The organism is Methylophilus sp. 3sh_L (genome assembly GCF_046766015.1).
In the GTDB taxonomy this organism is placed as follows: Bacteria; Pseudomonadota; Gammaproteobacteria; order Burkholderiales; family Methylophilaceae; genus Methylophilus.
This window is the reverse complement of the sequence record NZ_JBKOUF010000005.1, coordinates 74,800-89,488: the sequence shown is the minus strand read 5'-3', so window position 1 is coordinate 89,488 and position 14,689 is coordinate 74,800. Positions and strand designations below refer to the sequence as shown.

The following is a 14,689-nucleotide window of genomic DNA, read 5'->3' as shown; positions in this document are numbered from 1 at the left end:
TTTAATCAAGGAGTATCCATATGAAACAAAGCAAAGAAGAAATAATCAGGCGTCGCCGGCTGTTCCTGCAGGCGGCAGGGGCAGGTTTAATCGGCTTGATGAGCCAGTCAAGCAAAAGCTGGGCCGCTGCCATGGAGACGCTTTCTTTTGGCAATGGGGAACGTGAACTGATAGCCTATCCGCAAAAGCGCAAACTCATGCGCATTACAACACGCCCCCCACATTTGGAAACCCCATTTGAGGTGTTTGACGAAGGCGTGATTACACCCAATGATGCTTTTTTTGTACGTTATCACTTGGCTAACTTTCCCTTATCCATCAATCCAGAGACCTACCAGCTGAAGGTTGGAGGAAACGTGAACACACCACTTTCCCTCTCGCTGGCCGATTTAAAAGCGATGCCTACAGAGGAAGTCGTCGCTGTGAATCAATGCTCGGGCAATAGTCGTGGATATAGTGTTCCGCGAGTCTTTGGGGCACAGCTCGGCAATGGCTCCATGGGTAACGCGCGCTGGGTCGGTGTTCCTGTCAAAACCGTATTAGAAAAAGCAGGCGTAAAAGCAGGGACTGTCCAGGTCGCGTTTAATGGCCTGGATAAACCGGTCCTTCCCTCTACTCCGGATTTTGTAAAGACGCTGGAAATTGATCATGCGCTGAATGGGGAGCCTTTGATTGCTTGGGAAATGAATGGAGAAGAGTTGCCTTTTTTAAATGGATATCCCATTAAGTTGATAGTGCCAGGGTATTTTGGTACTTACTGGGTCAAACACTTAAGTGAGATTACTTTGCTCGATAAGGCATTTGATGTCCACGATAGTTTTTTTATGAATACGGCCTACCGCTTGCCAGATAATGATTGCGCATGTGTAGAACCTGCTACGACTGCAGATAAGACCAGGCCCATTGGCAAACTCAAAGTACGCTCTTTTATTACTAATTTAAACAATCAGCAGCAAATCAAGGTAAATGAGACGCTCAGCCTGAGAGGTATCGCCTTTGATGGAGGAAGCGGTATCCGTGAAGTGGAAGTCTCTTCTGATGGCGGTCAACATTGGGTAAAAGCCAAATTAGGGAAAGACCTGGGCCGTTTTTCATTTAGAGCGTGGAGCATTTTATTGAAGCCATCAGTGACAGGTGCGCTCTCACTCATGGTACGTGCCACAGCCAATAGCGGAGAGCAGCAACCCATGGTTGCGACTTGGAATCCGGGTGGATATGCGCGTAATGTCGTCGAAACATTCCAGGTGAATGTGATTTAAAGGGGTTATGAAAATGCGGAAATTTACATATATGCTCATGCTTTTGACCATGAGTTCGCCTCTGCATGCTGCGCAGGATCAGCCCTCTCATCAGCAGCCTCTAAAGATTCAAAGCATCACCTTACCTGCTGAAACGGCTATTTTTAAATCCTCTTCACTACCTGGATATAAAGTGGCACAGCAGAAATGTTCTATTTGCCATTCTGCAGATTACATCAACCTGCAACCCCCTGGAATGAGCCTTAAACAATGGGCTGCTGAAGTTGGCAAAATGCAACACGCCTACGGAGCACCCATCAACGAGGAGGATATAAAGTTAATTAGTGAGTATTTGGCCACCACCTATGGCAGCGCAAAATTGAGCGAAGTATCCGCGCATACGACTACAACGCCGGTCAGCCAAAATAAATCTGATGCAAGAACAATTCTTGCCAATAATGCCTGCTTATCATGCCATGCCCTAAATCAAAAAATTGTTGGGCCCGCTTATCATGATGTTGCTGAGCGTTATCGTGATCGTCCTCAGGCACTCAATACCGTCATGGCAAATATTCGGTCTGGAGGGGTGGGTAAATGGGGCAATATTCCAATGCCAGCATTTGAGTCGTTATCAGAGGATGATTTGAGAACACTCGCCGAGTTTGTTTTAAAGCAATAGCTTTAGTGCGGTTATACATAAACAACAAGATGTATAACTATTTATGATTTGGTGCGCCCGGCGGGAGTCGGGTCATCAGGAATTTCACTCAATAAAATCAATGAGTTATAGGCCTCGTTGATTAACTGCGTGTTACAGTTAAGTCTTGCAGTCTAGCGAACATATCTCAATTCAACAAGTTAAAATTTGACCTTAATTCAAATTCTGTTTTAATTGCGGGAAATATAATATTTGTTATTACAACGCAATAGTTTTTGAAGGGGTGTTCGGTGGGAATGTCTTTCAGCGAAAGAAAGGGATTTAAGGCTGTCCCAACTGTAATTCAGGCAGATGCAATAAGTGATGAACTTCTAGCAGCTATCTGGAATACTTTTGATAAACATTTGTGGTCGCGTTCAAACTTTATAACGCCCATTCGTTATGGAGCTATCCCTTCAATATATCCATTTTCTAAAGCACTTTGGGCTGATTACTTTAAACGGCCAGTTGACACCATACCGGATTATCCTCCGAAAATATTAGCCGTAGTCAGAGAGTATGTATTTCAGTCAGTATGGTATGAGGTCTATGATTTCACGGAGTTTGTAGCAGCCTACATTGCTCATCTTTATGGTGAGTCAATTTATCACGACCTGAATGCGGTGTTTGAACGAGAGCTGGGCGGGTATCGCTTTATTGAACGTAAGCTTATCGACATTACTAGCCCACAAGAAATAGAAGCTTTGAAAGAGGCATTACAAGACACCCAGTTTTCGGGGGTTAATAAACATATAGAAACTGCATTAACGCTATATTCTAACAAGGAAAAACCTGATTATCGGAATTCAATGAAGGAGTCCATATCTGCTGTCGAGAGCATGGCGAAAATCATTGCAGGTAAACCTAAAGCAACTTTAGGAGATGCTCTCAAAGAGATAGCAAAGCAAGGCAAACTGCATGAGTCATTAAGTTTGGGCTTTATTAAACTCTACGGATATACATCCGAAGAAGGAGGGATTCGTCATGGTATGTTGGATGACCCGAATGTATCAGCGGCGGACGCAAAGTATTTCTTATTGGCCTGCACATCTTTTGTTAATTACTTAAAGTCTAAGATGTAGTCCATAAGCACGTGATTAAGCGGGAGGCCTTGGAGAAGGTGTCCTATCCGCTCCCTGCGTTGGGTTAAGAAATGAAAGCACATAAGCCAATAGTTGGTGTGACGTTCGATAGTCTAGTGATGATTAAATCATTAGAGAATACTGAAGCAGATACTACTGCAATTTTACAAGAGAGTATTCAAGGCCATCTTGATGCAAATAATAAATCACTAATGATAATTGAACGCCGTGTTAGCAACGCGGATGAGTTTTTAGAAGCTATTAGTGAACTTATCGAAGCGGCTGAGAAAGGCCTCAAGCCTTTGGTCAACGTTGACTGTCATGGCGACATGTTTGATGGTCTGGTTTTCTCAGATGGCAGCATACTTTCATGGGCAGTCATATCGGAAAGTCTGACACAACTTAATAGGGCTACAGAATTCAATTTAATAGCAGTCTTCTCTGCTTGCTTTGGGGCACATTTTATCAGCTCTGTAGATGCACTTTCTCCAGCACCATTCGCATTAATGGTAGCCTCAAATGACGAAATATATCCTGATGAACTTTTGCGAGGGTTACGCGCATTCTATAACAAACTTTTTGATACCTTGAATGTATTGGAGGCAGTTAAAGCGTTGCATAGTGAGAGATTGCAAAATGGGAGTTGGTTTATTGAGTTTGCAGATACTTGGTATCTTGAAATTGTGACTGCCTACATAAAACACCACTGTACGAAGAGTCAATGCCGCAAAAGGGTTCAAGATATGCATGCTATTCTGAAAGCTGAGCAGATAACCTTAAACAACAAGCCAATGAGTCTTGGCTACATAAAAGGCACTTTGAAGCAGGCCAACAGAAAAAAGTTAATCAATGAGCATTTTGAGCAATACTTCATGGTAGAAAGTATCCCGTCCAACTCTCTTAAATATGCTCATGTAAAAGAGATTCTAATGACACGGTTAGTTGAGTTTAGGAAGACTGGGAAATATCTAGTCTAAGCAGCTATTCAATAAAAAATTTCACAGCAAATTTCTTTGAGGTCATTAATAGATTTAGGCTCAGATTAATTCCCCCGTGCCACCCTTCGAGCTGTAGCTTTAGGCAAGACCTGCATCATTGAAATTTGTCTTTAAATTGGAGTAAGAGCCAGAAGACAAATACAACAGCCGAGATGGTGAATGTGGGAATTTGATATTTCAGTAGCTTTTCCACGTGCTCACTGTACTTATCAGCCCTATCCCTCATTTCCTTAATTTCTTTAGGTGGTTTACCTTCATCTTTGTATCTCGCTTCTTTCGCCATATATCTTGCATCAGAAAGTCTCATTAAAACAATGGCACTACCACAGGATATAGAAATTAATGCAAATCCTCCGGCAACTAAAAATAACCAATAGTTATGAATATTAGTTACATCTTTATCTGAAAGAATTGTGGTTTGTAAAGCCAGTATTGCTGCTGAATAAGCCATGAAATGGTTATTAATCGCTGTTCTGCTTTCCCTTGCATAATCTTGCCAGCGTATCATTTCATCTTGAAAAGACAATTGTATTCTCCATTGATTATTAGAACTGAATTAGTTTAATTCCAAGTTTATTGTAAAGGTAATTGAAATAAAGTAATACAAAACATGGCACTTTTCTGAGTGTCCACTTAGGGTACACCTTGGATAGCTACCAAGTCACCTCTCAAAGATTGTCAATAATCGGTGATATCTGAATTTACTGACAATCTCAAACTATTCTTAAGGTCCTATCCTTACAATGTTTCAGAAAGTGCTGATGCTTTAGGATTGGGGCGATACTGATTGTCATGCGGCTGACCTTTTAAGCAGTAGAAAATAAAGTTTACTATTGGGAAGAAAACCCAAGTTCCATTTCTACCAATGTCATGCATTCTTCGCATAGCTAGGCCAATTGCAGGCAGTAGTACTGCTAAAACATAAAGATTTTCGAATAAGGATGCGGTTTCAGCACTACCAGAAATCACTCTTACTGTAATATAAATTGAAATCTGAACCAATCCACTGATAAGAACAAACATCCAGAATTCTTTTCGCGTCGCCCTTCCATCGAAGTCCCAATATCTTTTTAGAACAGGTATATACCATTTATTCATTGCATCCCCTTAAGTTGCTCGCAGGCCACGCATAAAAGTGTAGCGGGATATAGGTATGTTTTAAAGTTTGAGGTTCTAAGTGTTTGGATCTATTGATAAGCCCATAAAGGAGAAGGGCTTAGTTCGTGAATGGTGCGCCCGGCGGGAGTCGAACCCACGACCCTTGGCTTCGGAAACCAATACTCTATCCAGCTGAGCTACGGGCGCAATCCTGCCATTATAGCAAATTAAGTGCGGCTGGCTTCGCTTGTCGCCGCTCAATTTTTAGGGGTGTTTGATTCAAAGCGTTGCTCACTGCTATTTAAACTGGATCTTTTTGATCAAGTTGCTTTCGCCTCTGTAGTAATAGGCTTCGTATGCGATTTCTTTGAGGGAATAGACTTTTTCGATGACAATTTTGTCAGCCCCTATATTTTGCGCGTTTACATAAGCTTGTCTTGGTGCGTCCAGCGCTGTGAATGGAATAATCCTTTCAAATTCAAAGCCTTCGCCGTATTTGAACTCAATGGTATAGATTAAATCATCCCAGTTTACGGTGGCGTCGTAGCCCTTGGAGACGCGGACGATGTGTACGTTAGGGTCGTGAGCTTCTTGAATGCGGAGAATGGCGCTGTTTAGCAACAAGACGCCGGACAAGACCATGGCGCCGTAGCCAATTTTGCTGAAGAGGTGAATCGAGATTTTAGGCAACACGTATTTCATCAGGTAGGTGGCTGCGACGGCGGCAACGGCAACAAGCAGGCCAATGGTGAGTGCTTTTAGCGTAAATAAGCCGAAATAGGCATATAAGCCGAGTTTGACGATATGCAGGCAAATCTCGTTGGCTGCGCGGGTGGCGACGATTTCTTCTTTACTGAGCCCGTATCTGAGGTAAACACCGTTGAACAAGACGCCGACTGCGCCGGTGAGGGCGGAGATAAAGCCTGCGAGAAAGCCGATGAGTTTAAGGAAATGGTCGGATAACGTGGGCTTTTCAGTATTGGGGACTACTTTTTTGAACAGGTAGGGCAGGTTGAAGACCAGGAAGATGGCCATGCACAACTCGATATACATAGGGGCCAGGTAGCTGAGCAACCAGGCGCCAGCCAATACCCCCAGCAAAGCAAGCGGCAAAAAGTGTTTCACGATACGCCAGTTGATTTGCTGGAAGAACAAATAAAGCTTGGTCAATGAGCTGACTGAGGTGCCTACCGAGAGTGCAGCGGGCACTTGTGCCGCTGGCAGCGCATGGCCTAACAGCGGAATAAGTAACAAACCTGCGCCACCCCCACATACCATGCTTAATGCAAACGCGATAAACGCAATCAGGAAAATACTTAAATAAATCATGTGTGTGCGGAAGTGGCTTTAACGCCCATGGTGGCCAGTGAAAACGCGCAAATCATTACCCTAAACGCGTGGTTTTTTTGTGCGCGGATGTAAACAGAAAAACGCATTTTACGCTGTAGGATAATCTATTCTCTTGGAGAGTGACTGTGTGAGGGTACTAAAGGTTGCAATAATCGTGTCATAGAGCGTGACTATGCTTGGCTGATAAATCTAACCATATGAGGATATTGCACAATGAAAGCCATGATTTTAGCCGCGGGCAAAGGCACTCGCGTCCGGCCACTGACTTATGACTTGCCTAAGCCGATGATTCCGGTGCTGGGTAAGCCGGTGATGGCGTATCTGGTAGAGCACCTGGCCTTGCATGGCGTGGCCGATATTATGGTCAATGTCAGTTATCTGCATAAAAAAATTCAGGATTATTTTGAAGATGGTCACCGCTTTGGCGTGAATATCGGCTACTCGTTTGAGGGCGATATTGTCGATGGACAGGTGGTGCCACACGCGGTGGGCTCTGCCGGTGGCATGCGCAAGATTCAGGACTTTAGTGGCTTTTTTGATGAAACAACCATTGTGCTGTGCGGGGATGCGATTATTGACCTGGACATCACCCGTGCGGTGAAAGAGCACAAGGAAAAAGGCGCGCTGGCGAGCCTGGTGACCATGCAGGTGCCCATGGACAAGGTCTCAGGCTATGGCGTGGTGGTGACCAACAATGAAGGGCGCATTATCTCGTTTCAGGAGAAGCCCAGCCAATTGGAGGCGCGCTCTAACTGGGCGAGCACCGGCATTTATATTTTTGAGCCGGAAGTGCTGGACTTGATCCCTTCTGGCAGTGAGTTTGATATTGGTTCGGACTTGTTTCCTTTATTGGTGCAAAAAGGCTTGCCGTTTTACGCGATCCAGCATCCGTTTAACTGGATTGATATCGGCGTGGTGACCGATTACTGGCTGGTCATGCAGCAGATGATGCAAGGCTTCTTCCCGTCGATGCCGATTCCGGGCAAGCAGGTAAAGCCTGGGGTGTGGGTGGGGTTGAATGTGCATATTGACTGGGAGCACACGCAGATTGAAGGGCCGGTGTATATCGGCTCGGGCTCGCGCATTGATAAAAATACCCGCATTGTTGGCCCGACCTGGATTAACTCGGGTTGCCATATCCAGCGCGACAGTACCGTCATCCGGTCGATTTTATTTGATTACACCCGTATTGCGCAGGGTTATGAAATTGTTGAGCGCATTGTCTGCGGCGAGTATTGCGTAGACCGTAATGGCCGCATGGTACATATGGATGATGATAGCTGCGACATTATCTGGACCGATGCACGGGAAAAAGTGGTGTACCCGCAAAACTACGCTTATGCGCGGCTTTGATCCATCATGTTAAGGCGTAGGGAGCGCTTGCTTACAATACGCTTAAAAGCATTCCCGTGCGTTTCCTGTCTGCGCGTTCTGCGCTATAATCGCGTGGTTATTTTTTCTAACGCAACGGGATGCAGATATGTCGGGTAACAATCAGGGTTCAAGCATTAAAGAATTAATTATTGCCATTCCAGGCGCCATTATTGCTTTCACATTGCTGGTTTCGGTACTGGCGTATCTTTTTGGCGTGTTTGGTGCTGAAAAAGCCACCCCTAGCAAAGAAGCAGCTGAAGCAGCAGAACAAAAAGTAGTTGCCAATATTGCGCCGGTGGCGACGGTTGAAGTGGCAGAGGCAGCTGGTGCGCACGTTGAGAAGAGCGGCGAAGAGATCGTCAAAGGTGTGTGTATCGCTTGCCATGGTGTGGGGGCATTGGGCGCGCCAAAAATCGGTAATGCCGGTGACTGGGGTCCTCGTATTGCACAGGGTTATGAAACCCTGGTGAAACATGCGATTGAAGGCATCCGTAGCATGCCAGCCCGTGGTGGTAACGCCGAGTTGAGCGACCACGAAGTGGCAGATGCCGTGGCTTACATGGCAAACCAGGCAGGCGCTAAATTTGATCCTGCTAGCTTGAAAAAATAAACCGCAATATCGCGATCAGCCGCTTGATTCTCAAGCGGCTTTTTTATTGGTGAATCTATTTCAGATAGGCGCATAGCCATGGCGAGATACGCAATTGGTGACCTGCAAGGTTGCTATCATTCTTTTATGCGGTTGCTGGCCAGGGTCAACTTTGAGCCCGGCCGCGACCAATTATGGCTGGTTGGCGATTTAATTAACCGGGGCACCGGGTCCTTGCCGGTATTGCGCTGGCTATACGAACATCGTCACGCAATCAAGGTGGTGCTGGGTAACCACGATTTACATGCGATTGCCGTGGCGCACGCCGTGCGGCCACCGCATCGCTTTGATACCTTGCACGACTTGTTGGCGGCCGAAGATGGTGAAGCATTATTGCATTGGTTGCGCCATCAACCCTTAATGGTGTTGGAAGAGGATTTTGCCATGCTGCATGCCGGGCTGTATCCGCAATGGTCATTGCCACAAGCGCGAATGCTGGCGGCCGAGGTCGAGGCGGTTTTGCAATCGCCCGATTATCTGAGCTTTTTACAACAGATGTATGGTAATCAGCCCGCAGCCTGGCAAGCTGATCTGGCGGGGGTGGAGCGCCTGCGTGCGATCACGAATGCGCTGACCCGCATGCGTGTCGTTGATGAAGCCGGAGCGATGGAGTTTTCTTTTAAAGGCGAGCTATCTGAGTTGCCGGCGGGCTATTTGCCATGGTTCCAGGCCGCTGGGCGCCAGTCCGCCCAGGCTAAACAGCGGATTTTATGCGGCCACTGGTCGGCATTGGGCCTGTATCAAGCACATGGGGTGATCGCCCTCGATACCGGCTGTTTATGGGGACGGCAACTGACTGCTTATTCTCTGGACACGGGCGAGGTGACACAAGTGGCGCTGGATGTGCGTGACCAACCGCCTGGCCTGGGTGGGGATTAGTACCGGGGCTGGCGATGGAACTCTGGTGGGTCATGGTGGCCGCCTTTGGGGCAGGCGTGGTCGATGCCATGGTCGGTGGTGGGGGCTTGGTCACTGTTCCGGCCTTGCTGACCAGCTATCCGAACACCTCCCCTGTGCTGTTGCTCGGCACCAATAAGTGTTCCAGTGTATTTGGCACCAGTGTCGCTGCCTGGCGCTACAGCCGGCATGTGCGTTTGGATTGGGGCTGGCTCTTCCCTGCAATGTTGGCGGCTTTTTCGGGCGCCAGTCTGGGGGCATGGACTTTAACCTGCGTGGCGCCAGATTTTTTGCGCAAGCTGCTGCCTGCGGTGTTATTGCTGGTGTTGGTTTATACCCTCAAATCCCCACAGTTTGGGCTCGTGCCCCTGGCCCGTGGCTACAGCCTGCGGCGGCGCTTGCTGCTTGCGCTGGCCATTGGGGGCTGCATTGGTTGGTATGACGGTTTTTTTGGCCCAGGTACCGGCATTTTTTTTATTTTTATGCTGGTGCGTTTTCTTGGGCAGGATTTCTTGCATGCTTCTGCCTCCGCCAAGCTGTTAAATGCCAGCACTAATCTGGCGACCTTGGTTGTGTTGGGCTGGAACGGGGCCGTCTGGTGGCAACTAGGCTTGGCAATGGCTGCCGCCAATATTATGGGGAGCCTAGTGGGGAGTGCGTTGGCCCTCAGGCATGGGGCAACGCTGGTGCGCCAGGTATTTGTTGCGGTGGTAATGCTCTTGCTGGTTAAAACGGCCTGGCAGGCTTATTTCTAGCAGCGGGCTGATTTCTAAAAGTAATTTCGTCAATCACGCTTACGCTTGTTGTCTTTGGTGTGATGGCTGGCTGACGACCTCGGAGGCCGACGCCCAGGGTAAGTGCGCAATAATTTCACTTCTTGCCTGGCTGGCCAGCGCTTGCCTATCCAGCAGGCGCGCCTCAATTGGCGCACAAAAATGTAAATGTACACGGGGAGACTGCATGTTTAAAAAAGACAGCATGGACTCGATCATGGTTGTTTCCCCGGCATAAGCGGCCGCCAGGTTAGGGCTGCCGTCCGGCAACGGGTAGTGGATTGCAATCGGGATCACCGTCGCCTCTGCGTCAATAGAGGCCTGGATGAGGCTGCTTTTAAAAGGCAATACTTGCTGCCCATCTGTGGTCGTCCCTTCGGGAAACACGCACAAATTGTCCCCCAGTTTCATCGCCTGCGTGACGACTTTAAGCACACGCGCCGCATCGCGTTGACGTGTCCGGTTGATAAAAATAGTCCCTGATTTTTTCACTAGATAGCCAAACACCGGCCAATCCTTGATTTCAAGTTTTGCCACAAAACGCACTGGAATCAGGCTGTTCAGGGCATGGATATCTGACCAGGAAATATGGTTGGCCACAAACAGCACATGCTGTGTTTGCGGTGACGGGCGTTGACCACTCACCGATAATTGTAAGTTAAAGCAGCGCAACAGTTTTGCACACCACCAGCGGATGATTTGCTCGCGGCGACCACGGCCGCACACAGGCAACACGAGTGTTGCCAATGTGAGTCCGGTCAGTGTGTGGAGGAAAATGCGGGCGATGCGCCAATAGCGGGTAAGAAAGTGTGTTTTTGGCAAATTATTTCAAGAAATGCGCAGCATATCTGGGATTGATTCTGGATAACGGTAACAATACCAGCATATCGGCAGTATTAAAAGCTGGATCCCAGGCCGGTTCGCCGCAAATATAAGCCCCCAGGCGCAAATAGCCTTTCACCAAAGGCGGGCAAGTGACTTCGAGTGACTGGTCCAGTGCTTCAATCGGCAATGGATGGTGCGGAAATACACGGTATTCCGCAGGGGACAAATAGTCTTCGCGCAGGCTGTTAAACAACGATGCTGCAGTGTGGCCACCGTCATGCATAGAGATGCTGGCGCAACCAATCATGTATTCATACTGGCGGGCCATCATGTATTTGGCCAGCCCAGCCCAGAGCATGGTGATGGTGCCGCCGGTGCGGTAATCGGCATGCACACAGGCACGGCCCACTTCTACCGTACGGTCAGACAGCGGTGCCAAACGGCTTAAATCAAACTCTCCGGCGGAATAATAACCGCCTGCCAGCATGGCCTGCATCGGGTTCAGGATGCGGTAGGTGCCCACGACTTGCTGCGTGGCATCATCCCGCACCAGCAGGTGGTCGCAATAGGCATCAAAGCCATCTACGTCCAAGCCGTTCTGGCTTTTGATCTGTGCGCCCATTTCTTCGGCAAACACTTGATAGCGCAAGCGTTGTGCTTCCATAATTTCTTCGGCAGTGGTTGCCAATGCGACACTCAGGGTTGAACTTGGTTTACGGTTGGCATCGGCCGTTGGTTGAATCTCGGCTTGATATAGGCCATGTTCCTGTAAATGACGTTCTAACATCTCGCGACTCCTTGATTGAGGGTTAGCGAGATAGTAAAAGTGTCACATGAATGATTGGTGACGTTGGCGTGACACTTATGTGACGTCTTCCTAGGGGCAATAAAAAAGCGGCCATTGGCCGCTTTTGATCCAGGCGTCTGCAGTGGGTTAGTGTGAAACGCGAGAGGTGCCGCCGTTTTCAACGATGCGCACACGGTCGCCCGCATTAAACTGTTCATCGGCTTCCTGCACAATGGCAACCAAGCCACCGCCATCTAGTTTAACCGTGATTTCCAGGGCATTCTTGCGCGTAATGGCTTCCTCGGCAGCTGAACCCGCCAAGCCACCCGCCACTGCACCCAGCACGGCCCCAATCATACTGCCTCTGCCGCCACCGATAGAGCTACCTGCAATCCCACCCACTGCACCGCCAGCAATGGTGCCGACCGGGGATTTAGTCCCTTCCAGTTTCACGGCACGCACGCTTTCCACCACGCCGGTTTTGACTGTTTGTGCCCTGCGCGCTTCATCGCGGGAATACACATTGCCTGAGTTTGAGCTGGCGCAAGCCGCCAGCATGCTTGTCACCAAAGCGACAGCGAGCCATTGCAATACACGTGTGTTCATTTTTTTCTCCAATATTGAACAAGCTTCTTTTTAATGCGTCGGTTGCCCTAAGCTAGGGTCTTCTTTCAGCGCATCCTGAACCAGGGCGTGACTGTAAATATTTTCAATCTCCGCACGGGTCGGATGATGGTTTTGCCCCCCCCGGCTGGCGATTTTAATCGCACCCATGGTTGAGGCTAACCGGCCACAGGCTTTCCAGTCCCAGCCACGCACAATGCCATAGAGCAGGCCTGCGCGGTAGGCATCACCGCAACCGGTGGGGTCTACCACATTATCTGCTCTAACGCATGGAATGTCATGGCGTTGACCATCGGCATAGATATGTGAACCTTCACTGCCCAGGGTCACAATCAAGGCTTTCACCTTGGCGGCCAGTTGCTCCAGGCTGAGTCCTGTCTTGTCTTGGATGACTTGCGACTCATAATCGTTCACTGCCAGATAGTCGGCCATTTCAATAAAATGCATGAGCTCTTCACCATTAAACATAGGTAAGCCCTGGCCAGGGTCAAACATGAAAGGGATGCCCGCTTCATGGCACTCTTTTGCATGTTGGAACATGGCATCGCGGCCATCTGGGGCAATAATGGCTAAGGCAATGTCTTTGGCATCATTCACGCTGTTCGCGTGCGCATATTGCATGGCGCCAGGGTGAAAGGCCGTAATCTGGTTATCATCCATGTCCGTGGTGATAAATGCCTGTGCGGTATAGGTGCCGGCAATGGTCTTGATATGCTGTGTATCAATATGATGCTGGTTTAGCCAGCTTTCGTAGGGGCTAAAGTCATCGCCTGTGGTAGCCATAATCTGCGGCTGGCCTTCCAGCAACTGCAGGTTGTAGGCAATATTACCAGCAGTGCCGCCAAATTCGCGGCGCATTTCCGGGACCAGAAACGCCACACTCAGTTTGTGTATTTTGTCAGCCAAGATGTGGTTTTTGAACTGGTCGGGGAACACCATGATGGTGTCATAGGCTAAAGAGCCGCAAATAAGAATTTTCATGAATAATAATTAGGGATGAATAAAAGTACGGCTATTATTGCCGTGTGCCAGCACAGTGGCAAGTGGTATGCGGGTATTAAGTAGCTTAAGACTGCTTGATCGCCAAGTCGATCAGGGTTTTAGCGGCTTTTTTTGCCGACTTGATGGCTCCTGACCCGCGTTTGATTTGCTCGGCCTGCACGGCGCCTTCAAACAGGATAGACAATTGCAGTGCCAAGCCTTCCGCATCTTTGATGTTGGCATCTAGTGCCAGCTTGGTAATAAACTGACGAAACTCGCGCGACTGCTGTGAGGAGAGTTGGTGGATACGGTTTTCTTCATTGGGGAATTCGGCCGAGGCTTTAATAAACGCAATGCCGGTAAACGACGGCGAAGTGACCCATTCCTCAATAAACTCAAATAGTTTCTGGATCTTCTCGTTAGGGCTGCCGCCTAGGCCGCCCAGTTTTTCATTCATCCAGTCTTGAAAGTCCTGATGGCTTTTTTGCAGCACGGCAAGGATCAGTTCTTCCTTGTTTTCAAAATACTTATAAAGCGTCATTTTTGTAGTACCGGCGACCGCCACAATCGTATCCACACCCGTGGAGTTGATTCCGCGGGTCTGAAACAGGTCGGTCGATACCTGCAAAATTTTTTGCTTAAGCGCATTCATGCCTAAAATTATAACACTCTATACAAGTTTGTATACCCCTGGAACTTTCAGTGAGGGAATTAATCCTATTGTTTGACTTTGCTTATCATGTTAAATATACTATACAGTATAGTATATTTTTGTGGCCGTTCAATTTACAACAAGGAGAAAATCATGCGTCAATTATTATTAGCAACCCTGTTCGCCGTTGCAGGTTCCGCATTCGCGGCCGAGCCATTGTATGTGGTTAAATCGGTAGAGTTAAATCAGCCTGCAGAAGTGGTCTGGAAAAAAGTCTCTGACTTTGGGGATTTGGGTGCTTGGCATCCTGCCGTGGCTAAAACCGAGATCGTCGCGGGTAAAAACAACAGCGTAGGCGCCAAGCGGGTGCTGACACTGAAAGATGGCGGCAAAGTGAATGAAACTTTGACCGCTTACAATCCAAAGCAAAAAAGCTATACCTATAAAATTACTGACGGCGTCTTGCCCGTTAATGACTATTCCTCCATTGTGAGTGTGCACAGTAACGGCGATGGCAAGTCTGTGGTCGTTTGGGAGAGCCACTTCTTGCCCAAAGCGCCTGCGGATGAAAAAGCAGCCTCAGATACCATCAAAGGTGTTTACGATGGTGGTTTGAATCAGCTTAAAACGCTGTTTCAATAACGAAGTTCTGCTTTAAAAAAGC

General features: G+C 48.1%; 17 protein-coding genes and 1 tRNA gene. 9 read left to right on the top strand and 9 right to left on the bottom strand.

Features of this window, described 5'->3' with window-relative positions:
- Window positions 1-20: 20 nt before the first annotated feature.
- From ACIDF8_RS10905 to ACIDF8_RS10890, 4 genes are all read left to right on the top strand, one after another.
- Window positions 21-1,259: a molybdopterin-dependent oxidoreductase gene (locus ACIDF8_RS10905; protein WP_412010641.1), complete on the top strand. Its 1,239-nt coding sequence runs from the start codon at window positions 21-23 to the stop codon at window positions 1,257-1,259.
- 13 nt (window positions 1,260-1,272) lie between these two features.
- Entirely contained in the window at window positions 1,273-1,917 is a 645-nt protein-coding gene (locus tag ACIDF8_RS10900) for a c-type cytochrome (RefSeq protein WP_412010640.1), read from the top strand.
- A gap of 275 nt (window positions 1,918-2,192) precedes the next feature.
- A complete protein-coding gene (locus tag ACIDF8_RS10895) occupies window positions 2,193-3,017 on the top strand; it encodes an AbiJ-NTD4 domain-containing protein (protein ID WP_412010639.1) in 825 nt (274 codons plus the stop codon).
- Window positions 3,018-3,088: 71 nt separating this feature from the next.
- Window positions 3,089-3,994, top strand: a complete 906-nt coding sequence (locus tag ACIDF8_RS10890; RefSeq protein ID WP_412010638.1) for a hypothetical protein — start codon at window positions 3,089-3,091, stop codon at window positions 3,992-3,994.
- A gap of 115 nt (window positions 3,995-4,109) precedes the next feature.
- Here ACIDF8_RS10890 and ACIDF8_RS10885 read toward each other — a convergent pair whose 3' ends face one another.
- The 4 genes from ACIDF8_RS10885 to ACIDF8_RS10870 all read right to left on the bottom strand — a co-directional run bounded on the left by ACIDF8_RS10885 (window position 4,110) and on the right by ACIDF8_RS10870 (window position 6,442).
- The gene (locus tag ACIDF8_RS10885) at window positions 4,110-4,541 is read right to left on the bottom strand and encodes a hypothetical protein (RefSeq protein WP_412010637.1); all 432 of its coding nucleotides are present in this window, start codon (window positions 4,539-4,541) and stop codon (window positions 4,110-4,112) included.
- Between the two features lie 212 nt (window positions 4,542-4,753).
- On the bottom strand, window positions 4,754-5,113 hold the full coding sequence (locus ACIDF8_RS10880) for a DUF805 domain-containing protein (protein ID WP_412010636.1): 360 nt from the start codon (window positions 5,111-5,113) through the stop codon (window positions 4,754-4,756).
- A gap of 130 nt (window positions 5,114-5,243) precedes the next feature.
- Window positions 5,244-5,320, bottom strand: a tRNA-Arg gene (locus ACIDF8_RS10875).
- A gap of 90 nt (window positions 5,321-5,410) precedes the next feature.
- Window positions 5,411-6,442 (bottom strand): sulfite exporter TauE/SafE family protein, encoded by a 1,032-nt coding sequence (locus ACIDF8_RS10870; RefSeq protein WP_412010635.1) that lies wholly within the window; start codon window positions 6,440-6,442, stop codon window positions 5,411-5,413.
- Window positions 6,443-6,676: 234 nt separating this feature from the next.
- Here ACIDF8_RS10870 and ACIDF8_RS10865 point away from each other — a divergent pair, with 234 nt between their 5' ends.
- The 4 genes from ACIDF8_RS10865 to ACIDF8_RS10850 all read left to right on the top strand — a co-directional run bounded on the left by ACIDF8_RS10865 (window position 6,677) and on the right by ACIDF8_RS10850 (window position 10,138).
- Entirely contained in the window at window positions 6,677-7,816 is a 1,140-nt protein-coding gene (locus ACIDF8_RS10865; protein WP_338656683.1) for an NDP-sugar synthase, read from the top strand.
- Window positions 7,817-7,943: 127 nt separating this feature from the next.
- Window positions 7,944-8,447, top strand: a complete 504-nt coding sequence (locus tag ACIDF8_RS10860; protein ID WP_412010634.1) for a c-type cytochrome — start codon at window positions 7,944-7,946, stop codon at window positions 8,445-8,447.
- 78 nt (window positions 8,448-8,525) lie between these two features.
- A complete protein-coding gene (locus ACIDF8_RS10855) occupies window positions 8,526-9,365 on the top strand; it encodes a symmetrical bis(5'-nucleosyl)-tetraphosphatase (RefSeq protein WP_412010633.1) in 840 nt (279 codons plus the stop codon).
- Window positions 9,366-9,379: 14 nt separating this feature from the next.
- Complete coding sequence (locus ACIDF8_RS10850; protein WP_412010632.1) at window positions 9,380-10,138, top strand: sulfite exporter TauE/SafE family protein; 759 nt, start codon at window positions 9,380-9,382, stop codon at window positions 10,136-10,138.
- Window positions 10,139-10,177: 39 nt separating this feature from the next.
- On the opposite strand, the gene ACIDF8_RS10845 is transcribed toward ACIDF8_RS10850, so the two are convergent.
- The 5 genes from ACIDF8_RS10845 to ACIDF8_RS10825 form a co-directional block, all read right to left on the bottom strand.
- Complete coding sequence (locus ACIDF8_RS10845; RefSeq protein ID WP_412010631.1) at window positions 10,178-10,978, bottom strand: lysophospholipid acyltransferase family protein; 801 nt, start codon at window positions 10,976-10,978, stop codon at window positions 10,178-10,180.
- Between the two features lies 1 nt (window position 10,979).
- Window positions 10,980-11,768 carry a GNAT family N-acetyltransferase gene (locus ACIDF8_RS10840; RefSeq protein ID WP_412010630.1) on the bottom strand — a complete coding sequence of 263 codons (789 nt, stop codon included), beginning with the start codon at window positions 11,766-11,768 and terminating at the stop codon, window positions 10,980-10,982.
- A gap of 147 nt (window positions 11,769-11,915) precedes the next feature.
- Window positions 11,916-12,374 (bottom strand): glycine zipper 2TM domain-containing protein, encoded by a 459-nt coding sequence (locus ACIDF8_RS10835; protein WP_412010629.1) that lies wholly within the window; start codon window positions 12,372-12,374, stop codon window positions 11,916-11,918.
- A 30-nt stretch (window positions 12,375-12,404) separates the two neighbouring features.
- A complete protein-coding gene (locus ACIDF8_RS10830) occupies window positions 12,405-13,373 on the bottom strand; it encodes a carbohydrate kinase family protein (protein WP_412010628.1) in 969 nt (322 codons plus the stop codon).
- An 85-nt stretch (window positions 13,374-13,458) separates the two neighbouring features.
- Window positions 13,459-14,025, bottom strand: coding sequence for a TetR/AcrR family transcriptional regulator (locus tag ACIDF8_RS10825; RefSeq protein ID WP_412010627.1), 567 nt, complete (start codon window positions 14,023-14,025; stop codon window positions 13,459-13,461).
- 153 nt (window positions 14,026-14,178) lie between these two features.
- On the opposite strand from ACIDF8_RS10825, the gene ACIDF8_RS10820 reads away from it, so the two are divergent.
- Window positions 14,179-14,667: an SRPBCC family protein gene (locus ACIDF8_RS10820; RefSeq protein ID WP_412010626.1), complete on the top strand. Its 489-nt coding sequence runs from the start codon at window positions 14,179-14,181 to the stop codon at window positions 14,665-14,667.
- The last annotated feature ends 22 nt before the right edge of the window (window positions 14,668-14,689 follow it).

Excerpts from the sequence above, each read along its gene's own strand:
- ACIDF8_RS10820 (WP_412010626.1), top strand. The coding sequence starts at position 14,179 with ATGCGTCAATTATTATTAGCAACCCTGTTCGCCGTTGCAGGTTCCGCA.
- ACIDF8_RS10840 (WP_412010630.1), bottom strand. The coding sequence starts at position 11,768 with ATGTTAGAACGTCATTTACAGGAACATGGCCTATATCAAGCCGAGATT.
- ACIDF8_RS10830 (WP_412010628.1), bottom strand. The coding sequence starts at position 13,373 with ATGAAAATTCTTATTTGCGGCTCTTTAGCCTATGACACCATCATGGTG.
- ACIDF8_RS10900 (WP_412010640.1), top strand. The coding sequence starts at position 1,273 with ATGCGGAAATTTACATATATGCTCATGCTTTTGACCATGAGTTCGCCT.
- ACIDF8_RS10905 (WP_412010641.1), top strand. The coding sequence starts at position 21 with ATGAAACAAAGCAAAGAAGAAATAATCAGGCGTCGCCGGCTGTTCCTG.
- ACIDF8_RS10890 (WP_412010638.1), top strand. The coding sequence starts at position 3,089 with ATGAAAGCACATAAGCCAATAGTTGGTGTGACGTTCGATAGTCTAGTG.
- ACIDF8_RS10850 (WP_412010632.1), top strand. The coding sequence starts at position 9,380 with ATGGAACTCTGGTGGGTCATGGTGGCCGCCTTTGGGGCAGGCGTGGTC.
- ACIDF8_RS10825 (WP_412010627.1), bottom strand. The coding sequence starts at position 14,025 with ATGAATGCGCTTAAGCAAAAAATTTTGCAGGTATCGACCGACCTGTTT.
- ACIDF8_RS10865 (WP_338656683.1), top strand. The coding sequence starts at position 6,677 with ATGAAAGCCATGATTTTAGCCGCGGGCAAAGGCACTCGCGTCCGGCCA.
- ACIDF8_RS10895 (WP_412010639.1), top strand. The coding sequence starts at position 2,193 with ATGTCTTTCAGCGAAAGAAAGGGATTTAAGGCTGTCCCAACTGTAATT.
- ACIDF8_RS10860 (WP_412010634.1), top strand. The coding sequence starts at position 7,944 with ATGTCGGGTAACAATCAGGGTTCAAGCATTAAAGAATTAATTATTGCC.
- ACIDF8_RS10870 (WP_412010635.1), bottom strand. The coding sequence starts at position 6,442 with ATGATTTATTTAAGTATTTTCCTGATTGCGTTTATCGCGTTTGCATTA.
- ACIDF8_RS10835 (WP_412010629.1), bottom strand. The coding sequence starts at position 12,374 with ATGAACACACGTGTATTGCAATGGCTCGCTGTCGCTTTGGTGACAAGC.
- ACIDF8_RS10855 (WP_412010633.1), top strand. The coding sequence starts at position 8,526 with ATGGCGAGATACGCAATTGGTGACCTGCAAGGTTGCTATCATTCTTTT.
- ACIDF8_RS10880 (WP_412010636.1), bottom strand. The coding sequence starts at position 5,113 with ATGAATAAATGGTATATACCTGTTCTAAAAAGATATTGGGACTTCGAT.